The following is a 22,909-nucleotide window of genomic DNA, read 5'->3' on the forward strand; positions in this document are numbered from 1 at the left end:
TGCCGGGGACCGGGTTCAACCACCGGTCCCGGAGAGCGGTGCCGGGTTCAACGACGGTGCGGCGCCGAGGTTCACCGCCGAGGTCGACGTCCGCCCGATCCGGAGACAGCGGTGCCCCCGACCACCGGACGGCGGTCGGGGGCACCGGGACGATCAGGCGGCGCCGGGCGCCCCGTGGCAGCGCTTGTACTTCCGGCCCGAGCCACAGGGGCAGGGGGCGTTCCGGGACGGAGCGTTGGCACCGGCCGCCTGGCCCTGGGCGGGCCGCCGGGACGCCGAGGGCGGCGGCGGGCCGCCCACGCCGAGCGCCGGTGCCTGGGGCTGCGGGCGCTCGACCGCCACCCCGCCGGTCGCCGGAGCCTCGCCGTCGATGGTCGGCGCCGAGTACTGGAGACCCTGGGTCCGGGGCACCCGGCCCAGGCCCTTGGCCCGGATCTCGACCGGCGGGTCCGCCGGCATCGGCATCGGAGCCGGACCGGAGTCGGCATCGGCCGGAGCCGGCTTCGCCTCCTCGACCTGGACCTCCAGGTTGTAGAGGAAGCCGACCGTCTCCTCCTTGATCCCGTCCATCATGGTGGCGAACATGTCGAAGCCCTCGCGCTGGTATTCCACCACCGGGTCGCGCTGGGCGTAGGCGCGGAGGCTGATGCCCTCCTGGAGGTAGTCCATCTCGTAGAGGTGCTCGCGCCACTTGCGGTCGATGACCTGGAGCAGCACCATCCGCTCCAACTGGCGCATCGCCTCGCTGCCGAGTTCCTCCTCGCGGCGCTGGTACGCCGCGAAGGCGTCCTGCTTGAGCTGCTCCAGCAGGAAGTCGGCGTCCAGGGTGTTCCGCTCGCCGCCGGACTCCTCGACGATGTCGTCGACGGTGACGCCGATCGGGTAGAGCTGCTTGAGGCTGGACCAGAGCTGGTCGAGATCCCAGTCCTCGGCGTAGCCGTCCGAGGTCGCCCCGGTGACGTACGCCGTCACCACGTCCTCGATCATGTGCTGGATCTGGTCGTTCAGGTCCTCGCCGTTGAGTACGCGCTTGCGCTCGGCGTAGACCACCTGACGCTGCTTGTTCATCACCTCGTCGTACTTGAGGACGTTCTTGCGGATCTCGGCGTTCTGGCCCTCGATCTGGGCCTGGGCGCTCTTGATCTGCCGGGTCACCATCTTGGACTCGATGGGGACGTCCTCCGGGATGTTGAACCGCTCCATCACGGCCTCGACGGCGCCGGCCCGGAACCGCTTCATCAGCTCGTCCTGCAACGAGAGGTAGAACCGGGACTCGCCCGGGTCACCCTGCCGGCCGGACCGACCGCGGAGCTGGTTGTCGATCCGCCGGGACTCGTGCCGCTCGGTGCCGAGCACGTAGAGGCCGCCGACCGAGGAGACCTCCTCGGCCTCGGCGTCGCACGCCTCCTTCCAGCGCGGAAGGATCTCCTCGAGCGCCTTGGCGTAGTCGTCGCCGTGCTCCACCGGGTCGAGCCCGCGCTGCCGCAGCTCGGTGTTGGCCAGGTATTCGGGGTTGCCGCCGAGCAGGATGTCGGTGCCCCGGCCGGCCATGTTGGTGGCCACCGTGACCCCGCCCTTGCGCCCGGCCTGGGCGATGATCTCCGCCTCCTTGGCGTGGAACTTCGCGTTGAGGACGGCGTGCGGGATGCCCCGGCGGCGCAGGAGCTGGGACAGCACCTCGGAGTTCTCCACCGAGACCGTGCCGACCAGCACCGGCTGGCCGAGGGCGTGCCGCTCGGCGATGTCCTCGACGACCGCGTTGAACTTGGCCCGCTCGGTCTTGTAGATCACGTCCGGCCGGTCGATCCGGATCATGTCACGGTGGGTCGGGATGGTCACCACGCCGACCTTGTAGACCTTGTTGAACTCGCCGGCCTCGGTCTGGGCCGTACCGGTCATGCCGGAGAGTTTGTTGTAGAGCCGGAAGTAGTTCTGCAGGGTGATCGTGGCAAGAGTCTGGTTCTCCTGCTTGATCTCCACGCCTTCCTTGGCCTCGATCGCCTGGTGCATGCCCTCGTTGTAGCGGCGGCCGTGCAGGATGCGGCCGGTGAACTCGTCGACGATCAGGACCTCGCCCTCGTTGACGATGTAGTCCTTGTCGCGCTTGTAGAGCTCCTTGGCCTTGATCGCGTTGTTCAGGTAGCCGACCAGCGGGGTGTTCACCGACTCGTAGAGGTTGTCGATGCCGAGCCGGTCCTCCACCTTGGCGACGCCGCGCTCGGTCACCGCGATGGTCCGCTTGGCGTAGTCGACCTCGTAGTCGCCCTCGCCGTCCTTGCCGGGCTGGAGCCGGGCCACCACCCCGGCGAACTCCGAGTACCACCGGGCGGAGTGCTCGGCCGGACCGGAGATGATCAGCGGGGTCCGGGCCTCGTCGATCAGGATCGAGTCGACCTCGTCGACGATCGCGAAGTTGTGCCCGCGCTGGACCAGGTCCTCCTTGCTCCAGGCCATGTTGTCCCGGAGGTAGTCGAACCCGAACTCGTTGTTGGTGCCGTAGGTGATGTCGGCCTCGTACGCGGCCCGGTGCTCGGCGGCCGGCCGGTTCGGCAGGATCACCCCGACGGTCAGGCCGAGGAACTCGTGCACCCGCCCCATCCAGGCCGCGTCCCGCTCGGCGAGGTAGTCGTTCACCGTGACGATGTGCACGCCCTTGCCGGACAGCGCGTTGAGGTAGGCCGGCAGCACCGAGGTCAGGGTCTTGCCCTCACCGGTCTTCATCTCGGCGATGTTGCCGAAGTGCAGCGCCGCGCCACCCATGACCTGCACGTCGTAGTGCCGCTGGCCGAGCACCCGAGAGGCCGCCTCGCGTGCCGTGGCGAACGCCTCGGGCAACAGGTCGTCGAGGGTCTCGCCGTCGGCCAGCCGCTCCCGGAACTGGTCGGTGAGCGCCCGCAGCTCCTCGTCGGTGAGGTTGACGTAGTCGTCCTCGATCGAGTTGACGGCGTTGGCGATCGCCTTGAGGCGGCGCACCATGCGCCCCTCGCCCGCGCGTAGGACCTTTTCCAGAATCGACACGGATCAACGCTCCCCTAGACAGTCTGCCGAACCATCGTAGGCGCATCACCGGCCCAATCGTCAGTCGCGCCGCCCCTCCGGTTCAACGAACCGGACATTCTGTCCGATAGCAGCCTTGAGGGCCGGTAAATCCGGTTACGCCCAGGGCGAACCCTCCGGCACGATGACCCGATGAACCAGAACAGCCGGCCGGACGGGGTCGAGATCGTCGAGGCGGGGCTGCTGCTCCGGCCGTGGCGGGCCGAGGACGTCGAGGACGTACACCGGGCGTGCCAGGACCCGGACATCCAGCGCTGGACCACCGTACCCAGCCCGTACCGGCTGGAGGACGCGATCGACTTCGTGACCAAGCAGGCTCCGCAGGCCTGGTCGACCGGGTCCGGAGCGCCCTTCGCGGTCTGCGACGGTGCCACCGGCGAACTCCTCGCCTCCTGCGGGCTGATCACCATCGACCCGGTGCTCCGGTCCGGGGAGGTCGGCTACTGGACCGCCCCCTGGGCCCGGGGCCGGGCAGTGGCCGTCCGGGCCACCCGTGCGGTCAGCCGGTGGGCCTTCGCCGGGTTGGGGCTACGCCGGATCACCTGGCAGGCCGAGGTCGGCAACCACGCGTCCCGGCTGGTCGCGCTGCGGGCCGGTTTCCAGGTCGACGGACGGCTCCGGCTCGCCGACCCGCATCCGCGCGGTACCCGGGACGGCTGGATCGGCTCGCTGTTGCCGGACGACCTGGCCGGCACCGACCCGGACCAGCCGGACGACGGGCGTCCGGCGGGCGGCCCGGCCGGCAGCGGCTCGCTCCAGGCACGCCGGGCGGCCGTCTTCGCCGCGCCCCAACCGGTGCTCTTCGCCCGGGCCGCCGACGGTACGGAACTGCGGCTCCGCCCGCTGCACGAGCCCGACCTGGACGCGATCGTGCACGCCTGCCGCGACCCCGAGAGCATCCGCTGGACCACCGTGCCGAACCCGTACCAGCGGTCGGACGCGGAGTTCTTCGTGCACGAGCACGGCCCGACGGTGTGGCGTCGGGGCACCGGCGCGGTCTTCGCGATCGCCGACGGGTCCGACCGGTACGCCGGGGTGATGGAACTGCGGATCTCCCCGGCCGATCCCCTGGTCGGCGACCTGGGTTACCTGGTCGCACCGCGGGTGCGCGGCCGTGGCTACTGCCCGGCGGCGATCGCGGCCGTCTCCGCCTGGGGTTTCACCACCCTGAACCTGGCCCGGATCGAGTGGCGGGCCAACGTGGGCAACACCGCCTCGCGCCGGGCCGTGGAGAAGGCCGGCTTCACCTTCGAGGGCACCGCGCGGCACGCCCTCAACCACCGGGGCAACCGGGTCGACGCCTGGATCGGCGCCCTGCTCCCCGGCGATCTCGGGCTCTCCGCGGACCCCGAGCGGCCCAGAGTCGACGGCTGACCAGCGGGACGGCACGCCCCCGTACGACGGTCCGGCCCGGCACGCCCGTGCGACGGCATCGTGCTCGGCGGTCGACGCCGAAGGCGGACCGGGCGGGCACGGTCGTACCCACCGGCCCCGGGAGCATCCCGGGTCCGGTGGGACACCGCAGGGGATCAGCCGGCCAGGGCGATGATGCCGTAGTCGTAGCCCTTACGCCGGTAGACGACGCTGGGGCGGCCGGACTCCTTGTCCAGGAACAGGTAGAAGTCGTGGCCGACGAGTTCCATCTGGAACAGCGCGTCGTCGACCGTCATCGGCTCGGCCGGGTGCAGCTTCTCCCGGGCGATGTGCCAGGGCTGCGCGTCGTCGTACTCGTCGAACTCGGGTTCGGAAGCCGCACGGCGGTTGCCGTTGGATTTTGCGGGTGCGGGTGCGGGTGCGGGGGCGGTGAGGGTGGCGAGCGCCGAGTCGCTGGCGTCGACGACCGGCAGCCGGGCGGTGGCGGCGGCGACGGAGACCGGGGCGTGCCGGCCACGGTGTACGCGACGCCGGTCGGCGGCCCGGCGCAGTCTCGTGTCGAGCTTCGAGATCGCCGCGTCGAGGGCACTGTAGAAGTCCTTCGCGCACGCCTCCGCACGGACCACGGGTCCCCGGGAGATGCAGGTAATCTCTATTCGCTGGCAGTGATCGGACTGTCGCGGATTGCGTTCGTGAAAGAGTTCCACGTCGATCCGAATAAGCTTGTGGTCGTAGCGCTCGATCTTGGCGAGCTTCTCGGCTACGTGCACTCGGTAATGATCCGGCACCTCGACGTTTCGACCCTTGACCACGAGATCCATGCGTGACCTCCCTGCGCCATCGGAGAGTCTGCGGAAACAAAAATCCCGGTCAGCCCGCCCCTGGAGTGTCCATTCGGCTTGACCGGATCGAGAACAACGGCGATGCCTCCCTCCACGTGCGTCCGCGGGGCGGTGGAACACCCGTCATACCCCCGGTAAATAAGACGCTAACCCCAATCGACCCGTCCGTCACCCCGGTCACCAAGACCAATTCGAGAAGATTTGCAGGGTGTGCACGACGGGGTGAATGTAGTGACACGCAGAGTGAACTCTTTTCGACCTCCCCTGGGGCGGACCGCAGGGTCGGACGCGGTGCGTGAGCACCGCGCGGTCCAGGTTGAAAAGGGTTCAGTTATCCGCGTCCCCGCCGGACGGTGGCGGCCAGCACCGCCGCCGCGTACACCGGAATGCCGGCGCTCTCCAGCCGTCTGGCCACCGCGGCCAGCGTGACCCCGGTGGTCACGATGTCGTCCAGCAGCACCACCGCTCGACCGGCGGCGATCCGGCGGACCGCCCGCGACCGGCCGGCCCGGAGCCGGAACGCGTCCCGGGCCGCCGCTGCCCGGCCGGCGCTGTCCAGCGTCGCGGAGTCGGGCCGGGGCACCGCGCGCAGCGGCTGGGCCGTCGCGACCGGCCAGCCGGCGGCCCGCAGCCGGGCGGCGCAGTGCCGGGCCAGCCGGCGCAGATGGTCGCCGTGCCGGGCCCGTACCGCCCGCGCGGTCGTCGGCACCGGCACCAGCAGCACCGGCCGGCGCTCCCCGACGGCCTCCGCCACCACCTCCGCGAGCAGCCTGCCCAGCGGCCGTGCCAGGCCGTGCCGACCCCGTTCCTTGTACCCGAGCAGCGACTCCCGCAGCGCGCCCTGGTAGCTGCCGAGCGCCACGCAGTCCGGCAGGTCCGGCGGTGCCGGGGTGGGGCGTACCCGGGTCGGACGCAGTGCCCGCAGGGCGGCGGCACAGGCGGGGCAGGCGCCTTGGCGCAGCGGCAGCCGCTCGGCACGGCAGCCCGCACACTCGGCCGGCAGCACCAGATCGGTCAGCTCGGCCCAGACCCCCGCCAGCACCACGCGCCCCCGGACAGCTCAGTAGAGGTAGAAGGACGCGGTGGCCGAGTTCACGTTGGGCGGCGGCTCGCCCGCACCGGGCGCGATCTGGCTCCGGGTGATGATCGTGTCGGAGACGAAGGCGACCTCGTTCGCCTCGTACGTCAGGGGTAGCGGCGGCACCTCCAGGGAGGTGGGGTCGGCGGCCAGCGCCTCGACGGGGGCGGCGCTGACGTACCTGATCTGCCGCGACTCCACCGCGCCGTCCACGTTGATCCGGTTGATCGCCTTGGCGTCCTCGCTGTCCACCCCGGCCACCACGAGCAGGTTCTCGCCGAACCAGTCCACCGCGCTCAGCGAGTGCAGCGAGGTGGCCACCTGGCGGACCGGCTCGACGTTCAACCCGCCGTCGACCGGGCGTACCCCGGCGACGTAGAGCCGGCCGCCGGAGACGAAGGCGATCCGGTTGCCGTCCACCGACGCCGCCACCGCCGTCGCGCCGAGATCCGCACCGGAGAAGGAGACCCGGGTCAGTCGGGGATTTCCGGCGGTGAAGGTGTAGAGCCTGCCCTGCGCGACGACCAACCCGATCGGGCCGCCGACCCCCGCCTCCTTCAGCCAGACCGGACGGCTGAGGTCGTCGTACTTCTCCTGGCTGGTCAGCAGGCCGGTCGCCACGCCCGGGCCGATTCCGGTACGCAGCCGGAAGGACTGGCCGTCCCGGACGACCAGTGCCACCGCGACGTCGTCGCCGTTGCGGCTTACCCCGGCGGTGACGATGTCGTGGTTTTCCGGGGCGGGAATCGGCACCGGCTTCGGTTCGCCCGGGCTGGTCAACGGATAGATCCGGCCGGCGAACACGCCGTACCGGGCGGCGGCACCACTGAGCTGGTAGAGCGGGTGGTCCCGCCGGTAGTCGGCGGCGACCTCGATCATCTTGGACTGGTTCTGGATCTTCAGTTCCAGCTCGTTGTCGAGCAACTGGTTCTTCTGCAGGGACCAGACTATCTGGGTGAAGAGCTTCTCCAGGTCGAGCTTGGTCTCCAGGGCGCCCGCCTTGACCGCGAGGTTGATCTCCAGCCGGCCCCCCTCCTCCGGCGGCGCCGGCACGTTACCCACCGAACTGGTGCCCTCGGGCAGCGCGACGGCCGACTTGAGCCACTCCGCCGGGCCACCGATCAGCCAGTTGAGTACCTCGGTGGCGCGCCGCTGCACCGGCACCGTACGCGGCAGGTAGCGCAGGTCCGGCACCAGGGAGGTGTAGTCGGCGTTCCAGAAGTAGATGGTGTGTTCCTCGTAGTAGTCCCGTAGGGCGTCATCGATCATCAGCAGCACGGACGGTGGGTCGAGCACCCACAGCCCGCCGCCCGTCCCCGGGTCGGTCGGCGCGGCACCGATCTTGAAGGAATACTCCGTGTCACGCTGCACCGGCTCGCCGATCGAGCCGTTGGCCCGAAGCACTCCGATCTGCTGGACCTCGACGGTCACCACACTGGTGCCGTCCTTGTCCTGGGTAACCTCGATCCCGCCACCGTCGACGTCGACCCGGACGACGTTGACGTCGCCCTTGTCGTCCGGCTCGAACTGCGCGCCGTCCTGGATGTACTCGTTGACCCGCTGGTACGCCTCGCCCGGCTCGCCGGCCGCAGCGGTGAGGAAGTTCTTGGCGAACGCCTCCGGGTCGCTGCCGCTCGCGGTACGGTCGGGCGGCCGCGCCGCCGGGTGGTCCGCCGGAGCGGTGTCGGCCACCGGCCCCCTGCCGTCGATCCGCACGTCGCTCTCGCCCGGGATACCACAGGCGGCCAGCCCGGAGAGCAGCACCGCCACGGTCCCGAGCGCGATGCCGCGCCGGCTCATCTGGTCACCTCCGCTCGGCGTCGGCCGGGGTCCTCGGACCGGCCAGCCCGCCCGGTACCGGATCGACGGCCTCGTCCGGGACCGCTGCCCCGGCCGGCCCGTCCGGAGCACCCGTCGCCCTGTCATCCGGCGCGCCCGGACCCTCGCCCGACATCACCGGCCCGCCCGCGAGCACGACCGGGCCGTTCGTCGGCGCGACCGAACCCTGTGCGGGCACGACCGGGCCGTTCGCCGGCGCGACCGGACCGCCTGCCGGGGTCGGACCGCCGGCGGCCCCGGGACGGTCCGCGCCGGGCGGCGCTGCGGCGGTTGCGCCGCCGGTCGGGGTCGGGACGGTCCAGCCGAGGCCGTCCGTACCCCCCAGCGGCGCGTCGGCCGGCACCAGCCGCAACGGCGACGAGGTCAGCCGGTCACCGGCCCGGGCCGGCAGGGTCAGCCGGAACTGGGCGCCCTCTCCCGGCGCGCCCCACGCCTCCAGCCAGCCGCCGTGCAGCCGGGCGTCCTCCAGGCTGATGGAGAGGCCGAGCCCGGTACCACCGGTCTGCCGGGCCCGCGACGGGTCGGCCCGCCAGAACCGGTTGAAGACCAACTTCTCCTCGCCTGGCTTCAGCCCCACGCCGTGGTCCCGGACCGTGATCGCCACCGCGGTCTCGTCCGCCGCCAGCACCACCGCCACCGGTTTCCCGGCACCGTGCTCCACCGCGTTGCCGACCAGGTTGCGCAGGATCCGCTCCACCCGGCGCGGGTCGACCTCGGCGATCACCGGAGTCTCCGGCACGGTGACCCGCAGCGGCGTACCGCAGCGACTGGCGAGCGACTCCAGCCGGTCGGCCACCCGGTGCACCACCGGCACCAGGTCGGTGGGCTCGGCGTCCAGCATGGCGAACCCGGCGTCGAACCGGCTGATCTCCAACAGGTCGGTGAGCAGGTCCTCGAACCGGTCCAGCTCGGCGTGCAGCAGCTCGGCGGTACGGGTGACCGCCGGGTCGAAGTCGTCCCGCTCCGCGTAGATCAGGTCGGCCGCCATCCGTACGGTGGTGAGCGGGGTACGCAGCTCGTGCGAGACGTCCGAGGTGAACCGCCGTTGCAGCCGGGACATCTCCTCCAGCCGGACGATCTGGCGTTGCAGATTGGTCGCCATCTGGTTGAACGACGAGGCGAGCATCGCCAGATCGTCCTCGCCGTTGACCACCATCCGCTGGTCGAGCAGCCCCGCCGAGAGCCGCTGGGCGGTGCGGGCGGCGACCCGTACCGGATTGACCACCAGCCGGGTCACCAGCCCGGAGAGCAGCCCGAGCAGGACGACCAGGGCGAACCCGGTGGCCAGCACGGTGGCCCGGGAGCCGTCCGCGATCTGGTCCCACCGGGTCAGCGGTACGAAGTAGTAGAGCTCGACCTGACCGAGCTGGGTCGGCACCGGCGAGCCGTAGACCAGGTATTTCGTCGGCCCCTTGTCGAAGAGGTCGCCGGTGCGGAACTGGTGCGCGATGTCGCCGCCCCGGACCGCGTCCTCCAGCCCCGGGGTCAGGATGCCGTCGATGTCGACCTGGGGCGAGGTGGCCGGCGCGACACCGGTGACCCGCAGCGACACCACGACGCCGCCGAGCTGGGCCGGATCTCCGCCGGCCAGGTAGTTGACGGTGTTCTCCAGGGTGGCCCGCACCCCCTGCTCGGCGACGGTGGTGTGGTTGCTGAGCTGCTCGGAGGCGTACTCCTGGCCGTCCTCGAGCCGGGTCTTGACGTCGCTGGTGGCGTTGTCCAGCACGATCTCGGTGATGTTGTCGGCGACCAGATAGGCGAACCCGCCGACCAGCAGGCTCGACGCCACCAGCGTGATCGTGACGACCCGCACCTGGAGCGAGCGCCGCCAGGTGCGGTGCAGGCCGGTGACCGCCCTCGCCGCCCGCGCCGAGCTGGCGCGCCGGAGCCGCCGCCCGGTCGCGGCGGTACGGGCGAGGAGGGCGGACGAGGAGGTCAGGGTGCGGGCCACAGTGCACCCCAGGCTATCCGGTGCCCGCCTTGTAGCCGACTCCCCGCACCGTCAGGATCACCTCGGGTCGCTCCGGATCCGGCTCGATCTTGGCGCGGAGCCGCTGGACGTGCACGTTGACCAGCCGGGTGTCGGCGGCGTGCCGGTAGCCCCAGACCTGCTCCAGCAGGACCTCCCGGGTAAAGACCTGACGCGGCTTGCGGGCCAGCGCCACCAGCAGGTCGAACTCCAGCGGGGTCAGTTTGACCTCTTCGCCGTCCCGGCTGACGGTGTGCGCCGGTACGTCGATGTTGATCTGGTTGCCGGGCGGACCGATGGTCAGCAGCTCCGGCGCCGCGTCCTCGCCCCGGCGCAGCCGGGCCCGCATCCGGGCGACCAGCTCCTTGGGCTTGAACGGCTTGACCACGTAGTCGTCCGCGCCCGACTCCAGCCCGAGGACCACGTCGACGGTGTCGCTCTTGGCGGTCAACATCACGATCGGAATGCCCGACTCGGAGCGGATCGCCCGGGCCACGTCGATACCGCTCATCCCGGGCAGCATCAGGTCGAGCAGGACGATGTCGGGCCGATTCTCCCGGAACGCGGCCAGTGCCCGCTCTCCGTCGGCGACGAACGAGGGCAGGAACCCCTCGCTGCGCAACACGATGCCGAGCATCTCGGCCAGCGCGGGGTCATCGTCGACGACCAGTACCCGGGCTCTCATGACACTAATATTCCACCCTCTTTTCCACGGCGTGGTCCCCGCGCCTCCCGGCGCGGCGTACCGCCGGCCCTTCCCTGGCCACGAGGCGCAGTAGCTTACCCTGGTCAACCGCCTGGCACCAGGGATGGACCGCCGCTGATCCGACCTCGGCGGCGCACACCGAACCGTGACGTGGGAACCGGCCGAGCGGCTCCGTCCGGGATGAGCCGGCGTGACACCATGACTGCTGCGGCGCGTTCCCCCGCCTCCCCCGATGCCCGCCAGGAGTACGTTTGCCCGACGCCGGCCCGACCGCCGTACTGCCGCTGCGGCCGCTCACCGTCGGTGAGCTGATCGACTCGGCGGTCCTGCTGCTCCGCGACCACGCCCGGGTGCTGGTGCCGGTCGCCCTGGTGCTGGCCGCGCTGGAACAGCTCCTGCTGTACCCGCTGCGGCTGGTCGCCGAGGTCACCCCGCCCGCCTACCTGCCGAGGCTGGACGAGCTGCCGGCGTACTGGTTCCTGCTGGCGGTCGGCGCCGCCTGCGAAGGGGTGATCATCGCGCTGCTCGGCAACCTGACCGCCCGGGCGGCCGGTACGGTCCTGCTCGATCCCGCCGCCCCGGTCCGCCGGCTGCTGCGCCCGGGCGGTGCCCGGCTCCCGGCGACGCTGCTCGTCGCCCTGCTGGTCGGCGCGGTGATGTTCGTCGCGTCCCTGGTCATGCCGCTCTGGGCGGTCGGGTTCGCACTGCTCGGCTCCGTGGCCCCGGCGATCGTGCTGGACCGGTTCGGGCCGTTCCGGGCGCTGTGGCGCTCCGCCACCCTCGCCCTGCGCACCAGCGGCCGCGCCGCGGCGGTACGGCTGCTCGGCTACCTCGTCTGGTGGCTGTTGCGGATCGGGCTCGCCGTCGGCGCCGTCACCGGCCTGAACTCGGCCGGACTGCTCGCGCCGGAGTGGCAACTGCCGGTCGGCATCGCGGTCTGGGCACTGGTCAACAGCGTCGCCTATCCCGCGCTCGCCTGTGTCGACGCGGTGGTCTACCTGGAGGCGCGGATCCGCACCGAAGGGCTGGACATCGTCGTCAACCGGGCCCGGCAGACCGGAGCGCCGGTGCTCACCCCGATGGCGGGCCGACGGTGAGCTTCAGCCGCTGGTGGACCGAGACGACGGCCGCGCTCGGCGACCGCCTGCCGCTCTCCCTGGTCGCGCTGATCCTGGTGCTGGCCGCCGTGCTGGTCGCGCTCGGCTGGTACCACTACCCGGCCTGGGTGCCCCGCCGGCTGCCGCGCTGGCGCCTCTCCCGGTGGCGGCGACGGCGGCAACCCCGTCCCGCGCCGGCCCCCGATCCCGAGCCGGAGGCTGCGGTCGAGGATCCGGAGCTGCCGGACGTACCGGCCGGGACGCTGGTCGCCCTCGCCGACCGGTTGGCCGCCGAGGGCCGGTACGCCGAGGCGGCCCGCGAGCGGTTCCGGGGGATGGTCCGGGAACTGGTCGACCGCGGGGTGCTGGAGCACCGGCCGGGGCTCACCGTCACCGAACTCGCGGCGGCGGCCGCCGGGAAGCGTCCCGAGGTGGACCGCCCGCTCTCTGAGGCCGGCCGGGTCTTCTCCGACCTCTGGTACGCCGAGCGTCCCGCCCGGCGCGAGCACGACGACCGGATGCGCGTGCTCGCCACGGAACTGGGCCGGACCCTCGCCGCCGGAGACCGGCCGGCAGCGACGACGGGATGGCCCGGAAAGGGGCCAAGACGCGATCATCCGGAGATGAGCCACGACCCGATGGCCCGGGAGACGAGTCAGAACGGGACGGCCCGCAGATGACCGCTGCCCCGGACGCGCCCGGACCGGGCACGCCCGCACCGGCCGACGAGCGGCGCAGCGGCGCCGGGACGTCCACACCGGACCGTTCGCCGGCCCCGGCGAAGGCGAGCCCCCGCCGACGGCGTCGCTGGCACCGGATCGCGATCCCGCTCGGTGCCGTCGCCGTGCTGCTCGCCGTCACCGGGATCACCCGGGCGGTCGACCAGCCCGACCCAGGCTCCCCCGGCTTCCTCTCCCCGGTCAACGCCGACGACGAGGGCGGGAGCCGGCTCGCCGACCGGCTGCGCGCCGAGGGCGTCACCGTCGAGCGGTTCACCAGTACCCGCCGGGCCCTGATCCAGGCGACCAGCCGGGGGTTCACCCTCTTCGTCCCCTCGCCGGGGCTGGTGCATCCGCTGTACCTGCCGTACCTCGCCGAGCCCGCCGACCGTGCCCGGGTGGTGCTGGTCGACCCGCCGCAGCGGGTGCTGGACGACGCCGAGCTGCCGCTGACCGTCGCCGGCCGGCGGTGGGCCGCCGGTGCGGTCGAGGCCGACGCCGACGGCCGGCCCTGCGCGCTGCCCGAGGCGACGAGGGCCGGGCGGGCCGCCGCGCTGCTGCAGCGGTACGCCAGCCCGCCCGAGCTGGACGACAGCACCGACCACTGCTACTCGGCCGGGCTGGTCCGGACGGAGCGGCGCGGCAGCGAGGTCGTCGTGATCGGCGCCAGCGACCCGTTCCGGAACGACCGGATAGCCGAACGGGGCAACGCCGCGCTGGCCACCGGGCTGCTCGGCACCCACGACCGGGTCGTCTGGCTCGACCTGGCCGGCCCGGAGCCACCACCGCCGTACCACCGCGACGGCGAGCTGGACCCGTGGACGTCGACGCCCGACGACGCCGGGACGTACTCCGACGGCGAGCCCGAGGAGGGCGACGGTACCCCGGAGTACGAGGGCCGGCCGCAGCCGGCGCCCGGGCAGGACGACCAGGCGGCCCCGCCCGAGCGGCGCAATCCACTCTGGGACGCCTTCCCGCCCTGGTTCTGGGCCCTGCTGGCGCAGCTTGCCCTGGCCCTGCTGCTGGTGGTGCTCTGGCGGGCCCGCCGGCTCGGCCCACCGGTCGCCGAGCCGCTGCCGGTGACCGTCCCGGCCGCCGAGACGGTGCTGGGCCGCGGCCGGCTCTACCAGCGGGCCCGGGCGTACGGGCCGGCGGCCGAGACGTTGCGGGCGGCGGCGCTGCACCGGCTGACCCAGTCCCGTGGCGTACCGTCCGACGCCGGGCCGGACGAGCTGGCCGCCGCCGTGGCGGCGCGTACCGGCCGGGGCGCCGCCGAGGTGCACGACCTGCTCCACGGGCCGGCCCCGGAGACCAACCAGGAGCTGCTCGACCTGGCCCGGGCGCTCGACGACCTGGCCGCCTCCCCCGGCACCGCCCCACCCGTCCAGCCCCGGCACGACCGCCCCAGCGAAGGAGAAGCCTGGTGACCCGATCCGCCGGAACCACCGACCCGCGCTACGCCGCCGCGCCGTACCCGGTGCCGGCCCAGGCCGGCACCCCGGTGGAGGCCGACGAGGCGCGCGCCGCCCTGCACCGGCTGCGCACCGAGGTCGCCAAGGCGGTCGTCGGGCAGGACGCCGTCGTCACCGGAATGGTGATCGCCCTGCTCTGCCGGGGGCACGTGCTGCTGGAGGGCGTACCGGGGGTGGCCAAGACCCTGCTGGTGCGCACCATCGCGGCCGCACTCGACCTGGACTCCAAACGGCTCCAGTTCACCCCGGACCTGATGCCCGGCGACGTCACCGGATCGCTCATCTTCGACCCGCGCACCGCCGCCTTCACCTTCCGGGAGGGGCCGGTCTTCACCAACCTGCTGCTCGCCGACGAGATCAACCGGACACCGCCGAAGACCCAGGCCGCGCTGCTGGAGGTAATGGAGGAGCGGCAGGTCTCGGTGGAGGGAAACCGGCGCCCGCTGCCGGACCCGTTCATCGTGGCCGCCACCCAGAACCCGGTGGAGTACGAGGGCACCTATCCGCTGCCCGAGGCGCAGCTCGACCGGTTCCTGCTGCACCTGACGATGCCGCTGCCGAACCGGGACGAGGAACTGGGCGTGCTCCGGGCGCACCACGCCGGCTTCGACCCGCGCGAGCTGACCGCCGCCGGGGTACGCCCGGTGGCCAGTTCGGCCGACCTGGCGCTGGCCCGGGCGGCGGTCAGCCGGGTCGGCGTCGCCGAGAGTGTGCTCGGCTACCTCGTGGACCTGTGCCGGGCCACCCGGACGGCGCCCGCGCTGGAACTCGGCGCCTCGCCCCGGGGCGCCATCGCGCTGCTGGTCACCGCGAAGGCCTGGGCCTGGCTGGCCGGGCGCGACCACGTCACCCCGGACGACGTCAAGGCGATCGCCCGGCCGACGCTGCGGCACCGGCTGCGGCTGCGGCCGGAGGCCGAACTGGAGGGAGTCACCACCCGGTCGGTGCTGGACGCGGTGCTCGGCACCGTGCCGACGCCACGATGACGGGACGGGCGGCGATCCTGCTCGGTGCGGGCGCGCTGACCCTGCCGCTCTGGCCCGCGCCGTGGCTGGGCGTGGTGCTGATGTCCGGGCTGGTGCTGGCGCTGACCGTACTGGACTGGCGGCTGGCCGCTCCGCCGGGCGCGATCGAGGCGAGCCGGGACGGTGACCGGGCGGTCCGGCTCGGCGACACCGCCACCGTCTCGGTGCGGCTGCACAACACCTCGGGCCGGCCGCTGCGCGGGCTGGTCCGGGACGCCTGGGTGCCGTCCGCCGGGGCCCGGTTCGACTTCCCCGGCGCCCCGGCGGTACGCGTCGAGCCCGGTGCCCGGGTGGAGCTGCCCAGCCGGCTGACCCCGACCCGGCGTGGCGACCGGCCGGCGCTGCGGCTGACCCTGCGCTCGTACGGGCCGTTGGGGCTGGCGTTCCGGCAGCGGAAGGACCGGCCGGCGACGCCACCGTGGACCCTGCGGGTGCTGCCCCGGTTCGAGTCCCGCCGGCACCTGCCGGAGAAGCTGGCCCGGTTGCGGGTCATCGACGGCACCGAGGTGGCCCGGGGCCGGGGCCAGGGCACCGAGTTCGACACCCTGCGCGAGTACGTGGTCGGCGACGACGTGCGCTCGGTCGACTGGCGGGCCAGTGCCCGGCGGGCGGACGTACTGGTCCGGACCTGGCGCCCGGAGCGCGACCGGCGGGTGGTCTGCGTACTCGACACCGGGCGCACCTCGGCGGTACGGGTCGGCGACGAGCCCCGGCTGGACGCCGCCATCGACGCCGCCCTGCTGCTGGCCGCGTTGGCCGCCCGGGCCGGTGACCGGGTCGACCTGCTGGCCGTGGACAGCGCCGTCCGGCTCGCGCTGACCGGCGGCGCCCAGTCGACGCTGCTGGCCCGGATGGTCGACGCGCTCGCCCCGCTCCAGCCGGCCCTGGTGGAGACCGACTTCGAACTGGTCGCCGGAGAGATCCTCCGGCGGGAACGCCGGCGGTCCGTGGTGGTGCTCTTCACCGCCCTGGAGCCGGGCGCCCTCGGCGAGGGACTGCTGCCGGTGCTGCCCCGGCTGGCGACCCGGCACCGGGTGATCGTGGCGTCGGTGCACGACCCGATGCTGACCGACCTCACCGCCCGCTCGCCGGAGACGGTCCAGGACGCGTACGCGGCCGCCGCGGCCTGGCGGGCGCTGGGCGACCGGGACCGGGTACGCGCGGCGCTGGCCCGGCACGGGGTGACCGTGGTCGACGCCCCGGCCGACCGGCTGGCGCCGATGGTCACCGACACCTACCTCCGGCTCAAGGCCCTCGGCCAGCTCTGACCCGACCCGCCGGCTCTGACCCGACCCGCCAGCCACCGGCCGGACCCGCCAGCTCTGACCCGACCCGCCAGCCACCGGCCGGACCCGCCAGCTCTGACCCGACCCGCCAGCCACCGGCCGGACCCGCCGGCTCTGACCCGACCCGCCAGCCGCCAGCCGGACCCGCCGGCCGCCTCGGCGGCAGTCCGGCGCCGGGTCAGGCTCGACCCGGCGTCCCGGCGACGGCCGCCCGACGGCCGAAGTAGCAGACGTACCCGAGGAAGCCGAGCCAGGCGAGCACGCCGATCCCGACCCGGACCCCGGTGGGTACCGCCGCCGGGGTGACGAACGCCTCGATGAGGCCGGCGACCGCGAAGAGCCCCACCAGGCCGACCGCGACCAGGATGCCGGAGCGGCCGGCCCGGGCCACCGCCTGGCCCCGGGTCAGGTCGGGCGGTGGCGCGATCCAGGCCCAGCCGATCCGCAGGCCGACACCGGCCGCCACGAAGATGCCGGTCAGCTCCAGCAGTCCGTGCGGTGTGATCATGCTGAAGAAGACGTCGGTACGGTCGTAGGCCGCGAGCACGCCACCGGTCACGCCGATGTTGAGGGCGTTCTGCCAGAGCAGGTAGAACACCGGCAGCACCAGGACGCCGGAGGCGAGGCAGCGGGCGGCGATCCAGGCGTTGTGGGTCCACAACTGGAAGGCGAAGCTCGGTGCCGAGTATTCGCTGTAGTAGCCGACGAACCGGGCCTCGAACGCCTCGGCCGCCGCCTCCTCGCCGATCAGCGCCGCGGCGGTCTCCGGATGCGCGGCGGTCCAGTACATCAGAAAGCCCGCGACCAGGACGAACCCGACGCCGACCGCCGTCCACCACGGCCAGGCCCGGTAGACGGCCAGCGGAAAGCCGGTGGAGAAGAACCGGCCGACGGCGGCCCAGGAGAAACCGGACCGGCCGGCGAGCCGGCCCCGGGCGGCCAGTACCAGTTGGGAGAGCCGGGCGACCAGCACCGGATCGGGCGACCGGCTGCGTACCACCGACAGATGCGTGGTGACCCGCTGGTAGAGCGCGATCAGCTCGTCGGCCTCGTCGGCGCCGAGCCGGTACCGCCCGGTCAGCTCGGCCAGCCGCCGCCATTCCCGGTCGTGTTCCGCCGCGTACGCGTCGAGATCCAACTCAGTCCCCCAGGGTTCGCGACCATAGTGTTCACTGTGCACGTGACAGCGCAAACACCGAGGTCCGTACCGGGCCGGCCGGCGCCGCCCGGCGGGTACGGCGCGGACGCCGGACTGGTCAGCGGCGAAGCGGTCGAGCTGGACATCCGGGCCGCCCGGCTCGGCTCCCGGGTGCTGGCGCTGCTCGTCGACGTCCTGGTGCAGATCACCCTGGCGGTGATCCTGCTGACCTGCGCGGGGATCCTGCTCAGCTCGCTGGTCGGCCCCGGCCTCCTGGACGGGGCGGCCCTGCGCGGGTTGCAGACCGTCGGCGTGGTGCTGATCCTCGTCGGCTACCCGGTGGCGTGCGAGACCCTCAACTCCGGTCGTACGGTCGGCAAGCTCGCCGTCGGGCTGCGGGTGGTACGCGCCGACGGCGGCCGGGTCGGTTTCCGGCAGGCGCTGACCCGCAGCCTGGTCGGCGTGGCGGTGGAGTGGCCCGGTCTGGTGCTGCCGCTGCTGACCTGGGCGGTGGGGGTGACCGTGATGCTCACCGACCCCCGGGGACGGCGGCTCGGTGACCTGGCCGCCGGCACCCTGGTCATCCACGACCGGAGTCCGGCCGGCACCGGCTACGTCCCGACGATGGTCCCGCCGCTGGCCGGCTGGGCGGCCACCCTGGACCTGACCCGGCTGGACGACGGCCTGGCGCTGGCCGTACGCCAACTGCTCAGTCGCACCTCGACGCTGACCCGGGACGCCCGGCGGCGGCTGACCCGGTCACTCTGGGCGGAGGTGGCGGCGGTGACCTCCCCACCGCCCCCGCCAGGGCTGCCCGAGTGGGCCTACCTGGCCGCCGTACTGGCCGAGCGGCACATGCGGGCCCGGCAACGGCTGGCGGGTACCCGATCGGTGACCTCGACCCTCTGGCCGGAACTCGCCGCGCCGGCCGTCGAGGCTCCGGGGTTCGCGCCGGTCCGGCCGGCGGCCCCGGCGCTGGCGCAGTCAGCGGTGCCGCAGCCCGCGATGGCGCAGGCCGTGGTGGCCACCGGTTCCGGCACGCCGAACGGGTCGGTCCGGTGAAGGCGTTCCTGCCCTGGCTGCTGGTCCTGGCGGTGGTGATCGCGCTGAACGCGCTGCGGCTCCGGCCGCTCGCCACGGCGGTCGCGATCGCCTGGCTCGGCTACTGCGTGTGGACCTGGGTCCGGCCCCGGCGCGGGTGACCCGGCCCGACCGGCCGAACGGACGAGCCCGGACCGGCAGGCTGCCGGCCCGGGCTCGACGGTCGGTTCTCAGTAGCGGTAGTGCTCCGGCTTGTACGGACCCTCCACCGGTATGCCGAGGTAGCCGGCCTGCTCCTTGGTCAGCTCGGTGAGCTTGGCGCCGAGCGCGTCCAGGTGCAGCCGGGCGACCTTCTCGTCCAGGTGCTTCGGCAGGGTGTAGACGCCGACCGGGTACTCCTCGGTCTTGGTGAAGAGTTCGATCTGCGCGATCGTCTGGTTGGCGAACGAGTTCGACATCACGAAGCTCGGGTGCCCGGTGGCGTTGCCGAGGTTCAGCAGCCGGCCCTCGGAGAGCACGATGATCGAGTGGCCGTCGTCGAACTGCCAGACGTCCACCTGCGGCTTGATGTTGATCCGCTGCACGTCGGAGCGCTTGGCCAGCCCGGCCATGTCGATCTCGTTGTCGAAGTGGCCGATGTTGCCGACGATCGCCTGGTGCTTCATCCGGGCCATGTGGTCGTTGCGGATGACGTCGAAGCAGCCGGTCGCGGTGATGAAGATGTCGGCGGTCTCCACCACGTCGTCCAGGGTGGAGACCTGGTAGCCGTCCATCGCGGCCTGGAGCGCGCAGATCGGGTCGACCTCGGTGACGATGACCCGGGCGCCCTGGCCGCGCAGCGACTCGGCGCAGCCCTTGCCGACGTCGCCGTAGCCGAGCACGACCGCGGTCTTGCCGCCGATCAGCACGTCGGTGGCCCGGTTGATGCCGTCGATCAGCGAGTGGCGGCAGCCGTACTTGTTGTCGAACTTGCTCTTGGTCACCGAGTCGTTGACGTTGATGGCCGGGAAGAGCAGCGTGCCGTTCTGCTGCATCTCGTACAGCCGGTGCACGCCGGTGGTGGTCTCCTCGGTCACGCCCTTGATGCCGGCGGCGACCCGGGTCCAGCGCCGGTCGTCCTCGGCGAGCGAGCGGTGCAGCAGGTTGAGGATGACCGCGTACTCCTCGGAGTCGGCGCTCTCCACCGGAGGCACCGCGCCGGCGCCCTCGAACTGGGCGCCCCGGTGCACCAGCAGGGTGGCGTCGCCACCGTCGTCGAGGATCATGTTCGGCCCCTGGCCGTCCGGCCAGAGCAGCACCTGCTCGGTACACCACCAGTACTCTTCGAGCGACTCGCCCTTCCAGGCGTAGACCGGTACCCCGGACGGGGCGTCGGGGGTGCCGTCCGGCCCGACCACGATGGCGGCGGCCGCATGGTCCTGGGTGGAGAAGATGTTGCACGAGGCCCACCGCACCTGGGCGCCGAGCGCCACCAGGGTCTCGATGAGCACCGCGGTCTGGATCGTCATGTGCAGCGAGCCGGTGATCCGGGCACCGCGCAGCGGCTGCTCGGCGGCGTATTCGCGACGGATCGACATCAGGCCGGGCATCTCGTGCTCGGCGAGTCGGATCTCCTTGCGCCCGAACTCGGCAAGGGAGAGGTCCGCCACCTTGTAGTCGCCCTCGGCGACAGTGCCGGGCCGGGGCGCGGCGGACGAACCACCCGCGGGTGCCGGGAGAGTGCTGGTCATGAAGACTCCTGTCGTACGGTCTGCGGCGCGACCCTCCACGTTACGCCCCGGCCGTACCGGGGCGGACTCCGGTCGGGTCGCAATCCGGACAGTACGGGTCGGTCGACGGCGGCCGAACCGGGCGGGACAGCCTCCGGTGACGGCGGACAGCGCGCGGGGCGGTCGGTCCCGGGCAGACTTCCACCCAGTCTCCGGCCGCCCCGCGCATCCCCCCGGTTTGGTTCCCCCGCGCGTGTCTCGGACCTGCGTCGCGATAACGCTGCGTACTCATAGCGTCACACTGAGCAAGAGGGGTGTCAAGCCGATCCACAAATTTTCGTTTTGCGGTGACTCGTGTATGGGCTGTCCGACGAGCGGCCGGCAGGGCTCAGGAAAGTCCGACCGAGGCGACGTAGAGTTCCCCGTCGCCGCTGACGGTCAGCGGCCCGCCGTCGGCCCGGCCGATCGCCGCCGCACCGGGCCCGAGCAGCGCCGACCCGGCGCCGTCCGCCACGGTGACCTCGCCGGCCAGGCAGAGCGCGATCCGGGGGCCCCGGAGTTCGAGCCGGGCCGACCCGACCCGCTCGTCGAGGCGTACGCCGTGCAGGGCGAAGTCGTCCACCGGCACCGGCCAGGTGACCACGCCGGGCGCCACCGGAACCGGGCTGACCACCGGGTCGGCGAGCACCTCGAAACGGAGCACCCGCAGCAGTTCCCGCACGTCCACGTGCTTCGGGGTCAGCCCGCCGCGCAGCACGTTGTCGCTGGCCGCCAGGATCTCCACCCCGGCGCCGTAGAGGTAGGCGTGCAGATTGCCGGCCGGCATCCAGATCGCCTCGCCCGGGGCCAGGCTGACGTGGTTGAGCAGCAGCGCGACCAGCACGCCCGGATCCGCCGGATAGCGGCGGGCCAGCTCGCGGGCCAGCTCGGCCGAGGCGGCGAACTGCTCGCCGACCTCCGCCGCGACCACCGCCGAGACCAGCGCGGCCCGCTCCGACGACGGCCAGGTGAGCAGGGTACGCACCGCGTCCGGCAGCCCGTCCGGGCCGGCCCGCAGCGCGGCGACCACCGGATCGAGCGCGGCCACGCCGAACGCGTCGAGCAGGTCCGCCGAGTTCTTCGGATCGCGGAACCCGCACAACGCCTGGAACGGCGAGACCGCGACCAGCATCTCCGGCTTGTGGTACGGGTCGACGTAGTTGCGGTGGGTCAGCTCGGGGTCGGTCGTCTCGGCCGCGTACCCGGCCCGGGCCTGCTCGGCGTCCGGGTGCGCCTGCAACGACAGCGGCGCCTCCGGGGCCAGCACCTTCAGCAGGAACGGCAGCCGCTGGCCGAACCGGTCGATCACGTCGGCGCCGAGCCAGCGCCCCGGATCCTCGGCGAACGCGTCGACCAGACTCAGCGGTGCCCCGCCCCGGTGCAGTGTGCTCGGGTCGCCGGGGTGGGCGCCCAGCCACAGCTCCGCCTCCGGGCCCTCGCTCGGCACCGGACGGCCCTGCAACTGGGCGAGGACGGTCCGCGACCCCCATGCGTAGTCGCGGATCCGACCGTGCAGCGGCTCCACTGCTCAGGCCCCCTTGAGTTCCGGTACCCCGTCCGGGGGCTGCTCCGCGTTGCGGTAGATGTCCGGCTCCAGGTAGATCACTCGGGCGATCGGTACGGAGTTGCGGATCCGCGCCTCGACCGAGTTGATCCCCTCGGCCAGCTCGGCCGCCGTGGCGTACGGCCGCACCGCGACCTTCGCCGCGACCAGCAGCTCCTCCGGGCCCAGGTGCAGGGTCTTCATGTGGATGATCCGCTCGACCTCGGACCCCTCGGTGATCGCCTGCTCGATCCGCTGGACGTCCTCCTCGCTGGCGCCCTCGCCGACCAGCAGGCTCTTGGTCTCCAGCGCCAGGATGACCGCGATGGCCACCAGCAGGATGCCGATCGCCGCGGTGCCGGCCGCGTCCCAGTAGCCGTTGTCGGTGACCAGGGTCATCGAGACGCCGATCAGGGCGAAGACCAGGCCGAGCAGCGCGCCCAGGTCCTCCAGCAGCACCACCGGCAGCTCCGGGGCCTTCGCCCGGCGGACGAACTCCCGCCAGGACGCCTTGCCCCGGACCGCGTTCGACTCGACGATCGCGGTCCGGAACGAGAACGACTCCAGGATGATCGCGACCACCAGTACGACCACCGGCAACCACTGCCAGCTCTCGATGCCGTGCGGACCCTTCGGGCCACTCTGCTCGTGGTACTTGTGGTACGCCTCGTAGAGCGCGAAGAGGCCACCGACGCTGAACAGCACGATGGAGACGATGAACGCGTAGATGTAGCGCTCGCGGCCGTACCCGAAGGGGTGTTGCGGGGTGGCCCGGCGCCGCGCCCGCCGCCCGCCGAGCAGCAGCAGCGCCTGGTTGCCGGAGTCGGCCACCGAGTGGATCGACTCGGCGAGCATCGACGACGAGCCGCTCAGCCCGAACGCGACGAACTTGGTGACCGCGATGCCCAGGTTGGCCAGCAAGGCCGCGACGATCGCCCTGGTGCCGCCACTCGCGCTCACGACCGGTCCTCCGCC

18 protein-coding genes are annotated in these 22,909 nt (G+C 72.7%); 8 read left to right on the forward strand and 10 right to left on the reverse strand.

From position 1 onward, the window contains the following. Nucleotides 1-153: 153 nt before the first annotated feature. Nucleotides 154-3,018 carry a preprotein translocase subunit SecA gene (gene secA, locus ACQEVC_RS02655; protein WP_432872994.1) on the reverse strand — a complete coding sequence of 955 codons (2,865 nt, stop codon included), beginning with the start codon at nucleotides 3,016-3,018 and terminating at the stop codon, nucleotides 154-156. A gap of 171 nt (nucleotides 3,019-3,189) precedes the next feature. Between secA and ACQEVC_RS02660 the strand changes: the two genes are divergently transcribed. Continuing rightward, nucleotides 3,190-4,431 (forward strand): GNAT family N-acetyltransferase, encoded by a 1,242-nt coding sequence (locus ACQEVC_RS02660; protein WP_432872996.1) that lies wholly within the window; start codon nucleotides 3,190-3,192, stop codon nucleotides 4,429-4,431. Nucleotides 4,432-4,586: 155 nt separating this feature from the next. Here ACQEVC_RS02660 and hpf read toward each other — a convergent pair whose 3' ends face one another. The 5 genes from hpf to mtrA form a co-directional block, all read right to left on the reverse strand. Beyond that, on the reverse strand, nucleotides 4,587-5,252 hold the full coding sequence (gene hpf / locus ACQEVC_RS02665) for a ribosome hibernation-promoting factor, HPF/YfiA family (RefSeq protein ID WP_432872998.1): 666 nt from the start codon (nucleotides 5,250-5,252) through the stop codon (nucleotides 4,587-4,589). Between the two features lie 352 nt (nucleotides 5,253-5,604). Beyond that, a complete protein-coding gene (locus tag ACQEVC_RS02670; RefSeq protein WP_432890970.1) occupies nucleotides 5,605-6,315 on the reverse strand; it encodes a ComF family protein in 711 nt (236 codons plus the stop codon). An 18-nt stretch (nucleotides 6,316-6,333) separates the two neighbouring features. Then, nucleotides 6,334-8,151, reverse strand: coding sequence for an LpqB family beta-propeller domain-containing protein (locus ACQEVC_RS02675; RefSeq protein ID WP_432873000.1), 1,818 nt, complete (start codon nucleotides 8,149-8,151; stop codon nucleotides 6,334-6,336). 4 nt (nucleotides 8,152-8,155) lie between these two features. Next, nucleotides 8,156-10,141, reverse strand: coding sequence for an MtrAB system histidine kinase MtrB (mtrB, locus tag ACQEVC_RS02680; RefSeq protein ID WP_432873002.1), 1,986 nt, complete (start codon nucleotides 10,139-10,141; stop codon nucleotides 8,156-8,158). 13 nt (nucleotides 10,142-10,154) lie between these two features. Continuing rightward, nucleotides 10,155-10,844, reverse strand: a complete 690-nt coding sequence (mtrA, locus tag ACQEVC_RS02685; RefSeq protein ID WP_101369873.1) for an MtrAB system response regulator MtrA — start codon at nucleotides 10,842-10,844, stop codon at nucleotides 10,155-10,157. 272 nt (nucleotides 10,845-11,116) lie between these two features. On the opposite strand from mtrA, the gene ACQEVC_RS02690 reads away from it, so the two are divergent. The 5 genes from ACQEVC_RS02690 to ACQEVC_RS02710 all read left to right on the forward strand — a co-directional run bounded on the left by ACQEVC_RS02690 (nucleotide 11,117) and on the right by ACQEVC_RS02710 (nucleotide 16,446). Continuing rightward, nucleotides 11,117-11,962 carry a hypothetical protein gene (locus tag ACQEVC_RS02690; RefSeq protein WP_432873005.1) on the forward strand — a complete coding sequence of 282 codons (846 nt, stop codon included), beginning with the start codon at nucleotides 11,117-11,119 and terminating at the stop codon, nucleotides 11,960-11,962. Further along, the gene (locus tag ACQEVC_RS02695) at nucleotides 11,959-12,642 is read left to right on the forward strand and encodes a DUF4129 domain-containing protein (RefSeq protein ID WP_432873007.1); all 684 of its coding nucleotides are present in this window, start codon (nucleotides 11,959-11,961) and stop codon (nucleotides 12,640-12,642) included. The genes ACQEVC_RS02690 and ACQEVC_RS02695 overlap by 4 nt, the downstream gene beginning before the upstream one ends. Beyond that, the gene (locus ACQEVC_RS02700; RefSeq protein ID WP_432873009.1) at nucleotides 12,639-14,108 is read left to right on the forward strand and encodes a DUF4350 domain-containing protein; all 1,470 of its coding nucleotides are present in this window, start codon (nucleotides 12,639-12,641) and stop codon (nucleotides 14,106-14,108) included. The genes ACQEVC_RS02695 and ACQEVC_RS02700 overlap by 4 nt, the downstream gene beginning before the upstream one ends. A gap of 74 nt (nucleotides 14,109-14,182) precedes the next feature. After that, on the forward strand, nucleotides 14,183-15,139 hold the full coding sequence (locus ACQEVC_RS02705) for an AAA family ATPase (RefSeq protein WP_432890972.1): 957 nt from the start codon (nucleotides 14,183-14,185) through the stop codon (nucleotides 15,137-15,139). Continuing rightward, nucleotides 15,136-16,446 carry a DUF58 domain-containing protein gene (locus ACQEVC_RS02710; protein ID WP_432873011.1) on the forward strand — a complete coding sequence of 437 codons (1,311 nt, stop codon included), beginning with the start codon at nucleotides 15,136-15,138 and terminating at the stop codon, nucleotides 16,444-16,446. The genes ACQEVC_RS02705 and ACQEVC_RS02710 overlap by 4 nt, the downstream gene beginning before the upstream one ends. 196 nt (nucleotides 16,447-16,642) lie before the next feature. On the opposite strand, the gene ACQEVC_RS02715 is transcribed toward ACQEVC_RS02710, so the two are convergent. Beyond that, nucleotides 16,643-17,602 (reverse strand): stage II sporulation protein M, encoded by a 960-nt coding sequence (locus tag ACQEVC_RS02715; protein ID WP_432873013.1) that lies wholly within the window; start codon nucleotides 17,600-17,602, stop codon nucleotides 16,643-16,645. Between the two features lie 42 nt (nucleotides 17,603-17,644). On the opposite strand from ACQEVC_RS02715, the gene ACQEVC_RS02720 reads away from it, so the two are divergent. After that, nucleotides 17,645-18,664: an RDD family protein gene (locus ACQEVC_RS02720; protein ID WP_432873015.1), complete on the forward strand. Its 1,020-nt coding sequence runs from the start codon at nucleotides 17,645-17,647 to the stop codon at nucleotides 18,662-18,664. Then, a complete protein-coding gene (locus ACQEVC_RS02725; RefSeq protein WP_318402021.1) occupies nucleotides 18,661-18,804 on the forward strand; it encodes a hypothetical protein in 144 nt (47 codons plus the stop codon). Before ACQEVC_RS02720 ends, ACQEVC_RS02725 begins: the two co-directional genes overlap by 4 nt. A gap of 69 nt (nucleotides 18,805-18,873) precedes the next feature. Here the strand turns inward: ACQEVC_RS02725 and ahcY are convergent, their stop codons facing one another. The 3 genes from ahcY to ACQEVC_RS02740 all read right to left on the reverse strand — a co-directional run bounded on the left by ahcY (nucleotide 18,874) and on the right by ACQEVC_RS02740 (nucleotide 22,894). Further along, nucleotides 18,874-20,373, reverse strand: coding sequence for an adenosylhomocysteinase (ahcY, locus tag ACQEVC_RS02730; RefSeq protein ID WP_432873017.1), 1,500 nt, complete (start codon nucleotides 20,371-20,373; stop codon nucleotides 18,874-18,876). A gap of 367 nt (nucleotides 20,374-20,740) precedes the next feature. Then, nucleotides 20,741-21,916: a mannose-6-phosphate isomerase, class I gene (gene manA, locus ACQEVC_RS02735; RefSeq protein WP_432873019.1), complete on the reverse strand. Its 1,176-nt coding sequence runs from the start codon at nucleotides 21,914-21,916 to the stop codon at nucleotides 20,741-20,743. 3 nt (nucleotides 21,917-21,919) lie between these two features. After that, a complete protein-coding gene (locus ACQEVC_RS02740; RefSeq protein WP_432873021.1) occupies nucleotides 21,920-22,894 on the reverse strand; it encodes a cation diffusion facilitator family transporter in 975 nt (324 codons plus the stop codon). Nucleotides 22,895-22,909: the final 15 nt, after the last annotated feature.

Source organism: Plantactinospora sp. CA-294935 (assembly GCF_050936445.1).
Taxonomy (GTDB): Bacteria; Actinomycetota; Actinomycetes; order Mycobacteriales; family Micromonosporaceae; genus Plantactinospora.

Coding starts and splice junctions, on each gene's coding strand:
- ACQEVC_RS02700 (WP_432873009.1), top strand. CDS start 12,639: ATGACCGCTGCCCCGGACGCGCCCGGACCGGGCACGCCCGCACCGGCC.
- ACQEVC_RS02675 (WP_432873000.1), bottom strand. CDS start 8,151: ATGAGCCGGCGCGGCATCGCGCTCGGGACCGTGGCGGTGCTGCTCTCC.
- mtrA (WP_101369873.1), bottom strand. CDS start 10,844: ATGAGAGCCCGGGTACTGGTCGTCGACGATGACCCCGCGCTGGCCGAG.
- ACQEVC_RS02660 (WP_432872996.1), top strand. CDS start 3,190: ATGAACCAGAACAGCCGGCCGGACGGGGTCGAGATCGTCGAGGCGGGG.
- ahcY (WP_432873017.1), bottom strand. CDS start 20,373: ATGACCAGCACTCTCCCGGCACCCGCGGGTGGTTCGTCCGCCGCGCCC.
- hpf (WP_432872998.1), bottom strand. CDS start 5,252: ATGGATCTCGTGGTCAAGGGTCGAAACGTCGAGGTGCCGGATCATTAC.
- ACQEVC_RS02710 (WP_432873011.1), top strand. CDS start 15,136: ATGACGGGACGGGCGGCGATCCTGCTCGGTGCGGGCGCGCTGACCCTG.